The organism is Aeromonas rivuli, from assembly GCF_000820045.1.
GTDB classification, from domain to species: domain Bacteria; phylum Pseudomonadota; class Gammaproteobacteria; order Enterobacterales; family Aeromonadaceae; genus Aeromonas; species Aeromonas rivuli.
On the sequence record NZ_CDBJ01000054.1, the window covers coordinates 194,502 to 206,939 of the forward strand.

At 58.6% G+C, this 12,438-nt stretch carries 12 protein-coding genes; 2 read left to right on the forward strand and 10 right to left on the reverse strand.

What is annotated here, in order from left to right; translation table 11 throughout:
* Nucleotides 1–55 precede the first annotated feature (55 nt).
* From fabF to yceD, 8 genes are all read right to left on the reverse strand, one after another.
* Complete coding sequence (fabF, locus tag BN1130_RS13055) at nt 56–1,297, reverse strand: beta-ketoacyl-ACP synthase II (RefSeq protein WP_042042490.1); 1,242 nt, start codon at nt 1,295–1,297, stop codon at nt 56–58.
* Between the two features lie 79 nt (nt 1,298–1,376).
* Entirely contained in the window at nt 1,377–1,613 is a 237-nt protein-coding gene (acpP, locus tag BN1130_RS13060; protein ID WP_042042492.1) for an acyl carrier protein, read from the reverse strand.
* A 157-nt stretch (nt 1,614–1,770) separates the two neighbouring features.
* Complete coding sequence (gene fabG, locus BN1130_RS13065) at nt 1,771–2,505, reverse strand: 3-oxoacyl-ACP reductase FabG (RefSeq protein ID WP_042042493.1); 735 nt, start codon at nt 2,503–2,505, stop codon at nt 1,771–1,773.
* Between the two features lie 13 nt (nt 2,506–2,518).
* Entirely contained in the window at nt 2,519–3,454 is a 936-nt protein-coding gene (fabD, locus tag BN1130_RS13070; protein ID WP_042042494.1) for an ACP S-malonyltransferase, read from the reverse strand.
* Between the two features lie 80 nt (nt 3,455–3,534).
* Nucleotides 3,535–4,494 (reverse strand): beta-ketoacyl-ACP synthase III, encoded by a 960-nt coding sequence (locus BN1130_RS13075; RefSeq protein ID WP_042042496.1) that lies wholly within the window; start codon nt 4,492–4,494, stop codon nt 3,535–3,537.
* Nucleotides 4,495–4,501: 7 nt separating this feature from the next.
* Nucleotides 4,502–5,521, reverse strand: coding sequence for a phosphate acyltransferase PlsX (gene plsX / locus BN1130_RS13080; RefSeq protein WP_042042497.1), 1,020 nt, complete (start codon nt 5,519–5,521; stop codon nt 4,502–4,504).
* Nucleotides 5,522–5,530: 9 nt separating this feature from the next.
* Nucleotides 5,531–5,698, reverse strand: a complete 168-nt coding sequence (gene rpmF, locus BN1130_RS21730; protein WP_005908717.1) for a 50S ribosomal protein L32 — start codon at nt 5,696–5,698, stop codon at nt 5,531–5,533.
* A gap of 19 nt (nt 5,699–5,717) precedes the next feature.
* Nucleotides 5,718–6,239: a 23S rRNA accumulation protein YceD gene (gene yceD, locus BN1130_RS21735; RefSeq protein WP_084218212.1), complete on the reverse strand. Its 522-nt coding sequence runs from the start codon at nt 6,237–6,239 to the stop codon at nt 5,718–5,720.
* 118 nt (nt 6,240–6,357) lie between these two features.
* Between yceD and BN1130_RS13090 the strand changes: the two genes are divergently transcribed.
* Nucleotides 6,358–6,939, forward strand: a complete 582-nt coding sequence (locus BN1130_RS13090; RefSeq protein WP_042042498.1) for a Maf family protein — start codon at nt 6,358–6,360, stop codon at nt 6,937–6,939.
* Between the two features lie 186 nt (nt 6,940–7,125).
* On the opposite strand, the gene BN1130_RS13095 is transcribed toward BN1130_RS13090, so the two are convergent.
* Nucleotides 7,126–7,773, reverse strand: coding sequence for an HAD family hydrolase (locus BN1130_RS13095; RefSeq protein ID WP_042042499.1), 648 nt, complete (start codon nt 7,771–7,773; stop codon nt 7,126–7,128).
* The gene (gene rluC / locus BN1130_RS13100; RefSeq protein WP_232301982.1) at nt 7,770–8,714 is read right to left on the reverse strand and encodes a 23S rRNA pseudouridine(955/2504/2580) synthase RluC; all 945 of its coding nucleotides are present in this window, start codon (nt 8,712–8,714) and stop codon (nt 7,770–7,772) included. The genes BN1130_RS13095 and rluC overlap by 4 nt, the downstream gene beginning before the upstream one ends.
* Before the next feature lie 413 nt (nt 8,715–9,127).
* Between rluC and rne the strand changes: the two genes are divergently transcribed.
* Entirely contained in the window at nt 9,128–12,409 is a 3,282-nt protein-coding gene (gene rne, locus BN1130_RS13105; RefSeq protein WP_042042501.1) for a ribonuclease E, read from the forward strand.
* The last annotated feature ends 29 nt before the right edge of the window (nt 12,410–12,438 follow it).

A 12,438-nucleotide genomic window follows, 5' to 3' on the forward strand; every position in this document is an offset into this window, starting at 1 on the left:
AAAAAGGCCCGATACGAAATCGTATCGGGCCTATTGAATATTGCCCTGGCGCGAATTATACGCGTTTGAAGATCAGGGAGCCATTAGTGCCGCCAAATCCAAAGGAATTGGACAAGGCGTACTCGAAGTGACCCGCCTTGGCCACATGGGGCACCAGGTCCAGATCGCACTCATCATCCGGGTTATCCAGATTGATGGTGGGCGGCGCAACCTGATCGCGCAGCGCCAGCACGGTAATGATGGCTTCGATGGCGCCCGCCGCACCCAGCAGATGACCCGTCATCGACTTGGTGGAGCTGATCATCAGCTGCTTGGCGTGTTCACCAAAGACCTGCTTCATGCCGCGCAGCTCGGCCACATCCCCCAAGGGAGTCGAAGTGCCGTGGGCATTGATATAACCAATAGCCTCTGGGGCTATGCCGGCATCCTTGATGGCATTGGTCATGGCGCGAGCGCCACCGTTGCCATCGGCAGGAGGAGCCGTCATGTGGTAGGCGTCACCACTCATGCCAAAACCAACCAGCTCGGCATACATCTTGGCGCCACGGGCCTTGGCATGTTCATACTCTTCCAGCACCAGTACTCCAGCGCCATCACCCAGCACGAAACCATCGCGGTCCTTGTCCCAAGGACGGCTCGCCTTCTGAGGTTCGTCATTGCGATTGGAGAGCGCCTTGGCCGCCGCAAAGCCACCCATCCCCATCGGGGTAGAGGCTTTCTCGGTACCGCCCACGACCATGACATCCGCATCGCCATAAGCAATCATGCGACCACCAAAACCGATGGCATGAGTGCCCGTGGTGCAGGCGGTGGTGATGGCAATATTGGGGCCACGCAATCCGCGCATGATGGAAAGATGACCGGACACCATATTGATGATGGTGGACGGCACGAAGAAGGGGCTCAGCTTGCGCGGGCCGCCAGCGATCAGGCTGTTGTGGTTCTGTTCGATAAGACCCAGGCCACCGATGCCAGAGCCGATGGCCACGCCAATGCGTTCGGCATTCTGCTCATTGACCTCGAGCCCCGCATCGTCCAGCGCCTGCATGCCGGCTGCGACACCGTACTGGATGAAGAGGTCCATCTTGCGCGCTTCTTTACGGTTGATACCGTACTGTTCCGGATCGAACTCTTTGATGAGGCCTGCGAAACGGGTGGCGTAATCGGTAGCATCGAAGTGATCGATGAGGCTGATGCCACTTTGCCCTTGAAGCAGGGCTTGCCAGCTGGATTCGGCGGTGTTACCCACCGGGGAAAGCATCCCCAAGCCGGTCACCACGACTCTGCGTTTAGACACTGAGGTACTCCGAGGTGTTTTTTTAGGAGGGTAGATATAAAAGAAGCGGCCCTTGGGCCGCTTCTTTTAGTTCAGGAACTTATTCCTGATTAGCGGTGATGTAATCGATAGCCGCTTGAACAGTGGTGATCTTCTCGGCTTCTTCATCCGGGATTTCGGTATCGAATTCTTCTTCCAGCGCCATTACCAGTTCAACGGTATCCAAAGAGTCAGCGCCCAGGTCGTCGACGAAAGAGGCAGCGTTCTTGACGTCGTCTTCTTTAACACCCAGTTGTTCGATGATGATTTTCTTTACGCGTTCTTCGATGTTGCTCATGACCTGAATTTTCCTTTAAAAATACGCTATTGCGTCTGGTTGGGGTAGTTTATGCAATTGACGTTAGTTTGCAAGTAGCTTGCTGCTGGTCAAACCACGAAAAGTGCCAAACTTCGGCGTATTATCGCAAATTTGAGCAGAACTGACGACAAATTGATTACACCATGTACATCCCGCCATTAACATGCAGGGTTTCGCCAGTGATATAAGCGGCGTCATCAGATGCCAAGAATACCACAGCGGCGGCAATTTCTTTCGGATCGCCCAAACGGGCGGCAGGCACCTGGCTCATGATACCGGCACGCTGTTCCTCATTGAGGGCACGGGTCATATCGGTCTCGATAAAACCGGGAGCCACGGCATTCACCGTGATACCACGGGAGCCCACTTCACGGGCAAGGGCCTTGGTAAAACCAACCAGGCCCGCCTTGGCGGCGGCATAGTTGACCTGACCTGCATTACCCATGGTGCCCACGACTGAACCAATGCTGATGATACGACCATAACGCTTTTTCATCATGGCACGCAGCACCGGCTTGCTCAGACGATAGAGGGAGGTGAGGTTGGTGTCGATGATCTCGCTCCACTCATCATCCTTCATTCGCATCAACAGGTTATCACGGGTGATACCGGCGTTGTTGATCAGGATATCGATGTCGCCAAAGCGCGCCTTGATGGCGGCAAAGACGGCCTCGATGGATTCGGGGCTGGTCACATCCAGCGCCAGACCGCAGCCATGCTCACCCAGGTAAGCACTGATGGCCTCGGCGCCGCGCTCGCTGGTCGCGGTCCCTACCACTTTCGCGCCACGGGCCACGAAGGTCTCGGCAATTGCGCGACCAATGCCACGACTGGCACCTGTCACCAACACAACCTTATCGGTAAAACTCATGCTCTACTCCTGTTTACTTGGACTGGGCCAGCGCCTGCTCGAATGAGGCAGCATCATTGGCATGAATGCCTTCTACGCGCTTGTCGATACGTTTGGCGAGGCCGGTCAGTACTTTGCCCGGACCCATTTCGATCTCGAGGGTGACACCATCGTTGGCCATCCGCTCGACCGTCTCACTCCAACGCACCGGGCTGAATAGCTGACGCACCAGCGCCTGCTTGATGGCAGCCGGATCCTGTTCACAGGTAACGTCGACATTATTGATGACGGCGATACTTGGAACCTTGATCTCGATCCCATCTAGCGCCGCGGCCAGCTTTTCGGCAGCCGGTTTCATCAAGGCGCAGTGTGAAGGCACAGAGACGGGCAGCGGCAGTGCTCGCTTGGCGCCGGACTCTTTCATCAGAATATTGGCCCGTTCAACCGCCTCTTTGTGGCCGGCGATCACGACCTGGCCCGGGGAGTTGAAGTTGACCGGCGACACCACCTGACCCTGAGCGGCCAGTTCGCAGTTGGCGGCAATGGCCTCGTTATCCAGACCGATGATGGCCGCCATGGCGCCCGTCCCTTCCGGCACGGCTTCCTGCATGGCCAGGCCGCGCAGTTCAACCAGCTTGACCGCATCGGTGAAGCCCAGGGCGCCGCTGCACACCAGGGCGGAATACTCCCCCAGGCTGTGACCGGCCATGACGGAGGGGACTGCCCCACCCTGTTGCTGCCACAGACGCCACAGCGCGACTGAGGCGCTCAACAGGGCTGGCTGTGTCTTCCAGGTTTTGCCCAGCTCTTCGACCGGTCCCTGCAGGACCAGTTCGAGCAAGTCATAACCGAGTACCTGACTCGCCTCGGCGAAGGTCTCTTTGATGATGGCATGTTGCTCGGCCAGCTCGGCCAGCATGCCGACAGCCTGGGAGCCTTGTCCCGGGAAAGCGATGGCAAATTGGGTCATCATGAATTCCTTTACGCGAAAACATCAATCGGGCGCGAGCGGTTTATCAACCGGTGTCGCCCCCTGCTCTTGCAAGAAAATTAGAAACGGATCAGCGCCGAGCCCCAGGCAAAACCGCCACCGAAGGCTTCGAGCAACACCAGCTGACCGCGTTGAATGCGGCCATCTCTCACCCCTTCATCGAAGGCGATAGGCACGGAGGCGGCCGAGGTGTTGCCGTGTCGGTCCAGGGTCAGTATGACTTTGTCCAGCCCCATGCCAAGCTTCTTGGCGGTGGCGCTGATGATACGGAAGTTGGCTTGATGAGGCACCAGCCAATCCAGCTTGCTGGGCTCAATGTCGTTGGCCGCCAGGGTCTCGGTCACTATCTCGCTCAGGCGCGTCACCGCGACCTTGAACACGTCGTTGCCCTTCATATACATGTAGGCTTCGAGCTCTGCGCCCGTCAGGCCACGGCGCGGTTGCGGCAGCTTGAGCAGATCGCCGTAACGGCCATCGGCATGAAGATGGGTGGAGAGAATGCCAGGAGACTCGCTGGCCCCGACCACCACGGCCCCAGCCCCATCCCCGAAGAGGATGATGGTGCCGCGATCTTGCGGATCGCACATGCGCGACAGCACATCGGCGCCAACGACCAGCACATGGCGCGCCGCCCCTGACTTGATGAACTGATCGGCCACCGCGAGGGCATAGGTGAAGCCTGCGCAGGCGGCGGCAATGTCAAACGCCGGGATCCCCGGTACGTCCAACAGATTTTGCAGCTCGCAGGCGGCGGCCGGGAAGGCATTTTCGGCACTGGTGGTGGCCAGCACTATCATATCCAGATCCGCGGCCTGGATGCCTGCGGCTTCCAGTGCGCGCAGAGCGGCTTGATGTGAGAGGGTCGCGACAGTCTCGCCTTCACCCGCGATACGACGCTCATGGATGCCAGTGCGTGCCACGATCCACTCATCACTGGTCTCAACCATCTGCTCAAGATCGGCGTTGGTACGCACTGAACTCGGCAGATAGCTGCCAGTACCCAGAATTTTGCTATGCATAGAGTTCTTATAGATCCCTGTCGGAAAAGACAGATTCAAGGCGATCTGCTATTTGCAATGGAAGTTGATGCTTGGCCTCTTGTGCGGCCAGCAGGATCGCAGTACAGAGGGCGCGACGTTCGGCCCGCCCATGACTTTTTACCACAATGCCGCGCAATCCTAACAGACTTGCGCCGTTATACTGGTCGGGGTTCAGGTAAGAAAAACGCCGTTTGAGCATAAAGCCAGCGATCAAGCCAAGAAATGTGCGTTTTTTACGTGGATAGCCGGCCAGTTGCCCCATCATACGGACCACCCCCTCCGCCGTCTTGAGCGCCACATTGCCCACGAAACCATCGCAGACGATGACGTCCGCCTGGCCGGTGAACAGGCAATCGCCCTCGATAAAGCCGGTAAAGTTGATGGCCGGGCACTGACGCAGCAGCTCGGCGCTATGACGGACCAAATCGTTGCCTTTGATCTCCTCCTCCCCCACGTTGAGCAGCGCGACACGGGGCGTCGCGATACCCTCCACCCGTTCGGCCACGACGGACCCCATGACCGCAAACTGCAGCAGGGTATCGGCATCGCAGCTCACATTGGCGCCCAGATCCAGCATGACGGTGCGCTTGCCCGCCACGGTTGGCAACGCCTTGATCAGCGCCGGTCTGTCCACCCCGGGCAGGGATTTGAGCACACACTTGGCCATGGCCATCAGGGCACCGGTATTGCCGGCACTGACGCAGGCGTCGGCCGCGCCACTCTTGACCAGATCCAGCACGACCCGCATGGAAGAATCTTTGAGGGTACGCAACGCCACGATCGGTTTATCGCCCATCCCAACAACTTGGGAGGCATGCACGAAACGAACGCGGGGATGATTGAGCAGGCCGTGTTGGCGCAGAAGCGGAGTGACGCTGGTCTGATTGCCGACCAGGATCAGATTGAGCTGGGGCAGAAGAGACAGTGCCTGCACGGCGGCAGGCACTGTTTCAGAGGGGCCAAAATCTCCCCCCATTATGTCTAGCGCGACGTTGAGCGTAGACAAAGGCAATCCTTAAGCGATTACCTTTTTACCGCGGTAGAAACCATCGGCAGTCACGTGGTGACGACGATGAATTTCACCACTGGTCTGATCAACAGTCAGTGCTGCGCTGGTCAATGCATCGTGGGAACGACGCATGCCACGACGGGAACGGGTTTTACGGTTCTGTTGTACGGCCATGGTAGGCTAACTCCTAGATTCACTTACGTTTAAGCTCTTCAAGAACTGCAAAGGGATTTGGCCGCTCATCAGCAGGTTCGATATCACCCCATGTCATCTCCATGTTTCCCCTGGGACAAGCATCCATCGGATGCATGGCGACCTGAGGCAACGAGAGGATAAGTTCATCCTCCAGGATTTTATGAAGATCTATCTCGCCGTTTTCGTCCAACTCAATGGGCTCATAAGCTTCCGGCAGTTCTTCCTCGTTTGTTTTCTCAAACAGCGGAGTGTAGATAAATTCAGCTTCACAAAGGTGTTGAAATGTATCTCCACAACGCTGGCAAACCAGGTCAACCTCGGCATGGGCAGTGCCTTCCATAACGGTCAACTTCTGGACATCTTTGCCAAAGTGCAGTGTTACATCCACATCACTTCGCAAGCCTGCGGTTGATGCTTCCAATCTGGGCATCTGCGACTTTTCCACTATTCCGACATAGTCGAGTAGCTTCAAGGCATTACGGACTGGATCAACCTTAACGGGCAACTTCACCTTTTGCATAGGGCGCGAATATTATAGGTCCAACAAGGGATAGTCAAAGGAAAAAGTCCTTACCACCGATGATTTTAACGACAAAAGTCCTTAACATGGCAGAACTCATCCCCACCGGCTGCGGATTATGACACAAAAGCTGATACTCGCCTCTACTTCTCGCTATCGGCAGGCTCTGCTCGCCAAGCTAGGCCTCCCTTTCGACTGCCAGGCCCCCGCGGTCGATGAGACTCCCCAGCCCGGAGAATCAGCCCAGCAACTGGTGCTGCGGCTGGCCATCGCCAAGGCACAGGCCGTCGCCAATCTGCATGATCAGGGTCTGATCATAGGCTCGGATCAGGTGTGCGTCTGCCAGGACAAGATCCTCGGTAAACCCGGCACTGTCGAGGGCGCCGTGGCGCAGCTGCTGGCAGCCCAAGGTCGAAGTGTCACCTTCTATACGGGCTTGGCGGTGATCGATGCGGCCACGGGCCAGTGTCACAGCTTGGTCGAACCCTTCACCGTGCATTTCCGCTCCCTCGATGAGGCGGCAATCCGTCGTTATGTCGAGGCCGAGCAGCCCCTGGATTGCGCCGGTAGCTTCAAGTGTGAGGGGCTGGGCATAGTGCTGTTTCAGAGACTGGAGGGACGCGATCCCAATACGCTGATCGGCCTGCCGCTGATCGGTCTGGTTGAACTGCTGGCCTGCCACGGCCTCTCGCTCCCCTGACCCATAGTCACTCATGCCATCACCGCATTTTGATCATTGATGGCGTTGCAGCCTTGATCATGTCGGTTGACATGGGTCCTGCTGTATAAAGAAGAAGAGATTCGAGACGACCTGAATGACAAGAGAGCGCCGAAGCGCTCTCTTGTCATAGGTCATGTTGTAGCTCAATCCCGTTACCAAGTGAGCCTAATCGAGGGCTGCACGCAACTGCGCCATGGTGTCGGCCATCAGGAGAGGCTCAAACTCGGCCAGACGCGCCTTGTCATGGACACCCCAGGTCACACCGATACTCGCCATGCCAAGCGCCTTGGCCATGCCGAGATCGTGAATGGAATCCCCTATCATCACCGCCTCGTCTACCGCGACGCCCAATTCGGCCAAGATCTGACTCAACATCAGAGGATCGGGTTTGGAGTTCGCCTCATCGGCGCCCCGACTGGCAGCAAACAAGGGTCTTAACCCTGTCTCGTCCAGGACTCTGTCCAGCCCTCGCCGTGACTTGCCGGTGGCGACCGCCAGCAAGATGCCGCGCCCGTGCCAGTCATGGAGCAACTCAGTGGCGCCAGCAAACAAGGGGCTGGGGGTATCGTCATGGAGATAATGATAGCGATAACGGTCAATCAACCGATCACAGGGCTCACTCCCCTCCTCCAGCCCAAACAGCCCCGCCAGCCCCACGCCCAGACTCAAACCAATGATCTGCTGGATCTGCTGTTGCGTTGGCAATGGCAAGCCGCAGTCGCTGGCAGCCAGCTCCACACAAGCGACAATTCGCCCGATGGAGTCCATCAGGGTGCCATCCCAGTCAAAAATGGCGAGCCGGATAGCCATCAGCGAGCCAATTTATTGAGGAAGCTGTCGAGCTCAGGTGCCAGCGGCGCCTCGATCAATACCTCACGACCATCGACCGGATGGGTGAAGGTGAGCTTCCAGGCATGCAAGAACAGGCGTTTTAGCCCTTGGCTCCGCATTTTCTCGTCAAAGGCCGCTTCACCATATTTATCATCGCACGCGATGGGGTGACCCGCATGCTGGGTATGCACCCGGATCTGGTGGGTACGACCGGTGATCGGGCTGCATTCAACCAAGGTGGCCTCGGCAAACTGTCGCGCGATCCTAAAGCGTGTCTCGGAGGGCTTGCCATCGGCCGTGACCCGCACCACCCGCTCGCCGGATTGCAGATCGTTCTTGCGCAGCGGTGCATTGACCACCTTGACGTGAGGTTGCCATTGGCCACGCACCAGCGCCAGATACTGCTTGCGCATGGTTTTGACGCGCAGTTGTTCATGCAGACTGCGCAGAGCGCTGCGTTTCTTGGCGACCAGCAACACACCGGAGGTATCGCGATCGAGGCGATGCACCAGCTCCAGGAAGCGCGCTTCCGGGCGCAGGGCCCGCAGCCCCTCGATGACGCCAAAGCTCAAGCCACTGCCGCCGTGCACCGCCATGCCGGACGGTTTGTTGAGCACTATCATGGCGTCGTCTTCGAACAGGATCTGACTCTCCAGGCGCTGGATGCTGCCAAGATTGGCCGAAGGCAGTTCGTTTTTCTCGGCAACGCGCACGGGGGGTACCCGCACCTCGTCACCGCAGATGAGTTTGTATTCAGGTTTGATGCGCTTCTTGTTGACGCGCACCTCCCCTTTGCGAAGGATGCGATAGATCAGGCTCTTGGGGACGCCCTTTAACTGAGTCTTGAGAAAATTGTCGATGCGCTGCCCTTCATGCTCAGCTTCGATGGTGAGCAGCTGCACTTGTTGTTGTATCTGTGTCATGGCGCGGATTTTAACACCCCACGGGCCCCTTGGCTCCATGCTTTGTTGAAAAATGGCACCTTGCTATAAAAGCCGTTTAAATGGGATAATAAACAAGGTTTTGTCATTGTGTTCAAGCCTTGTACTAAGTGGCCAAGAATTATGCCACCCAATCCCAAAACGCCGTATCTACAAGAACATGACGGTTCCCGGGGGCGAGGTACAGCGCATGGAGAACGCAAACAAAATCGGCTATTTGTCTCCACACCGGCATCCCTTATTCATCCCTTCTCGAGAAGGCTGAACCAGAGCGCCCTTAGTTTGCGCCTCATGCATACCCCAACCGGGAGGTTGCCCAAGTATGCTGAAGACCCGAGGCCGGCGCCGGCGGGATCCTGTGGAGGAAATCAAAATGACAAAATAATGAGAACTCAATGAAAAGAATGCTAATCAACGCGACTCAGGAAGAGGAGTTGCGCGTAGCGCTGGTTGACGGACAACAGCTCTATGATTTGGATATTGAAAGTCCGGGACACGAGCAGAAGAAAGCGAACATCTACAAGGGCCGAATCACCCGCGTAGAACCCAGTCTCGAAGCTGCTTTTGTCGACTACGGCGCCGAGCGCCACGGTTTCCTGCCGTTAAAGGAGATCGCCCGCAATTATTTCCCCTCCGGTTACTCCTATCAGGGTCGTCCCAACATCAAAGAAGTGGTCCGCGAAGGCCAGGAAGTGATCGTTCAGATCGATAAAGAAGAGCGTGGCACCAAGGGTGCGGCCCTCACTACCTTTATCAGTCTGGCCGGTAGCTACCTGGTGCTGATGCCGAACAACCCCCGCGCCGGTGGCATCTCCCGCCGTATCGAGGGTGATGAGCGTACCGAGCTGAAAGAGGCTTTGTCGGGTCTGACCGTGCCGGAAGGCATGGGCCTGATCGTGCGTACCGCCGGTGTGGGTAAATCCCCTGAGGAACTCTCCTGGGATCTGAACGTCCTGCTCAACCACTGGGACTCCATTCACAAGGCTTCCTTGCAACGTAACGCCCCCGTGCTCATCCATCAGGAAAGCAACGTGATCGTGCGTGCCATTCGTGACTATCTGCGTCGCGATGTCGGCGAGATCCTGATCGACAACCCCGTCATCTTCGAGCGTGCCAAGGCACACATCGAACTGGTTCGTCCCGATTTCCTCAATCGGGTGAAGCTGTATCAAGGTGACGTGGCGCTGTTCAACCACTTCCAGATTGAGAGCCAGATTGAATCTGCCTTCCAGCGTGAAGTGCGTCTGCCTTCCGGCGGCAGCATCGTCATCGATCCGACCGAGGCGCTGACCTCCATCGATATCAACTCCTCCCGGGCAACCAAGGGCGGCGATATCGAAGAGACGGCGCTGCAAACCAACCTGGAAGCGGCCGACGAGATTGCTCGCCAGCTGCGCCTGCGTGACTTGGGTGGCCTGATTGTCATCGACTTCATCGACATGACCCCGGTTCGCCATCAGCGCGAAGTGGAAAACCGTCTGCGTGAAGCCGTACACCAGGACCGCGCCCGCATCCAGCTGGGCCGCATCTCCCGCTTCGGTCTGCTGGAGATGTCCCGCCAGCGTCTGCGCCCCTCCCTCAACGAATCCAGCAGCCATATCTGCCCCCGTTGCCAGGGTCAGGGTGTGATCCGTGACAACGAATCACTGGCCCTCTCTATCCTGCGTCTTATCGAAGAAGAGGCGCTTAAGGACAATACCGAACAGGTTCATGCCCAGGTGCCGGTGGATGTTGCCGCTTACCTGCTCAACGAGAAGCGCAGCTCCATCGCCAGCCTCGAGCAGCGTAACGAGGTTCGCCTCTACATCATCCCCAATCAGCATCTGGAAACCCCTCACTACGAAGTGACCCGCATTCGCAAGAATGAGATCGCCGAAGCCGTGAGCTATGAGCTGAAAACCGAAGTGGCCAAGCCGGTCTATCAACCCAAGCAGACCAATGTGGTCGAGCGGGAACAGCCGCTGCTGCAAGGCTTCATCCAGCCAGCCCAGCCAGCGCCTGCCGCCGTTGTCCCTCAGGCTGCTGCACCTGTTGCCGCCCCTGCCGTGGCAGAAGCGGGTCTGGTCAGCAAACTGTTCAAGGCCATTGCCGGCATCTTCGCCAGCAGCCCGGCTGCCACCGATGCCAAACCTGCGGCACCGGCGCAGACCGACGCGCGCAAGGAAGAGCCTCATCGCCATCAGCGTGACGAGCGCCGCCCCCGCCAAGGCCAGGGCAACCGCAATCGCAACGACAACAATGAGCAGCGCCGTGATGCCAAGAGTGGCGAGCAGGGTGACAATCGTGCCCGTCGTCCGCGCAAAGAGCGTGAGCCGCGTCAGGATCAAGCTCGCACTGAGCGTGAACCCCGTGTCGAACGTGAACCACGTACCGAGCGCGAACCGCGTCAGGAACGTGAGCCTCGCCAGCCCCGTGAGCCTCGCGGCGAGCGTGAACCACGTCAGGATCGCGAAGCCCGTGTCGAACGTGAACCTCGCCAGCCCCGTGAACCACGTCAGCCCCGTGAGCCTCGTGGTGAGCGTGAACCTCGCCAGCCCCGCGAACCCCGCGCCGAGCTTGAGGTTCAGGCTATCAACACCACCGAGCCGCTGCAGACCCCGGTTGAGACTCCGCAAGAGATCCACCAGGAGAAGGAGCTGATTGTTGCCGAGCGTCGCGAGCGTCGCCAGATGCGCAAGCAGATCCGTGTCGATGCACCTCAGAGCGATCTGCCGGTTGAATCGGTAGATGCTGCGCCCGCCGAGCAGGGTGATGAGCAGGACGGCCAGCGCCGCTCCCGTCGCAACCCCCGTGGCTCACGCAGCGAAGGCCAGCGTCGCAAGCGCATCAACGAAGATGCCCGCAGCCAGCGCGAAGAGGAACAGCCCCAGGTCGAGAGCAATGAGCCCCTGACCCAGCTTGCTCCCCTGAGCCATGATGCCGTTGCCGCCGCGACTCAGGCCTCTGCCGCACTGGTCGAGCACACCGTGATCGACAACGATCACCACCTGCCGGAAGTGCCTTTCGTTGATACCAGCAAGGCTGTGATCAACGAACCGGCCGCCCCGGTGATCGAGCAGGCAGCGCCAGTTGCCGTCGTTGAGGCTGCCCCGGTCGAGATGGTCGAGGCCGCCCCCGTGGTGATGGCAGAGCCAGCGCCGGTCGAGGTGGCTGACACCGCCGCCCCTGTCGTCACTGAGGCTTTGGTTGAGACTCCTGTTGCGGCTCCGGTTGTGACCGAGGCCCCTGCCGAGGTGCATGAGGTGATCGTTCAGCCAGCAGCGCCGGCCATGGTTGAGACCGCTCAGGCTGAAGTGACCGCCGACGCTGTCGCCGCTCAGGTGGAAACCAAGGTGGAAGCTCAGGTGGAAGCCGCGCCAGTGGTGACCCCCGTCGAGGTCGAGACCCCTGCTGTCGTGGCTGTGGTCGCAGAGCAAGCCCCTGTGGTTGCCCCTGCCGCCCCTGTGGCTCAAGCCAAGCCCGCTGCCAAACCGGCGGTACGCTCCGCCGGTGGTCTGCTGGCCCAGGCTCGCAAGGCATCTGCCCCCATGGCCACCCCGGCCGAGGTACCTGCCCTGCCGGTTGCCGAGCACGTCGACAGCGCTCCTTTGGTGCGCACCGATGTGAACAGCTCGGGTCGTCACGCGGGTAGCACGGCTGCGGTCAACAAGGCCCATAGCCCGGCTGGCCGCCCATAAGAATTAGCTAGTGTCTAGTCCTGAAATAG

What these genes read in the sequence shown, in the direction of transcription:
- rluC (WP_232301982.1), bottom strand. Translation starts at nt 8,714, where the DNA reads ATGACACAGATACAACAACAAGTGCAGCTGCTCACCATCGAAGCTGAG.
- fabD (WP_042042494.1), bottom strand. Translation starts at nt 3,454, where the DNA reads ATGACCCAATTTGCCATCGCTTTCCCGGGACAAGGCTCCCAGGCTGTC.
- acpP (WP_042042492.1), bottom strand. Translation starts at nt 1,613, where the DNA reads ATGAGCAACATCGAAGAACGCGTAAAGAAAATCATCATCGAACAACTG.
- BN1130_RS13075 (WP_042042496.1), bottom strand. Translation starts at nt 4,494, where the DNA reads ATGCATAGCAAAATTCTGGGTACTGGCAGCTATCTGCCGAGTTCAGTG.
- rpmF (WP_005908717.1), bottom strand. Translation starts at nt 5,698, where the DNA reads ATGGCCGTACAACAGAACCGTAAAACCCGTTCCCGTCGTGGCATGCGT.
- yceD (WP_084218212.1), bottom strand. Translation starts at nt 6,239, where the DNA reads ATGCAAAAGGTGAAGTTGCCCGTTAAGGTTGATCCAGTCCGTAATGCC.
- BN1130_RS13090 (WP_042042498.1), top strand. Translation starts at nt 6,358, where the DNA reads ATGACACAAAAGCTGATACTCGCCTCTACTTCTCGCTATCGGCAGGCT.
- fabG (WP_042042493.1), bottom strand. Translation starts at nt 2,505, where the DNA reads ATGAGTTTTACCGATAAGGTTGTGTTGGTGACAGGTGCCAGTCGTGGC.
- rne (WP_042042501.1), top strand. Translation starts at nt 9,128, where the DNA reads ATGAAAAGAATGCTAATCAACGCGACTCAGGAAGAGGAGTTGCGCGTA.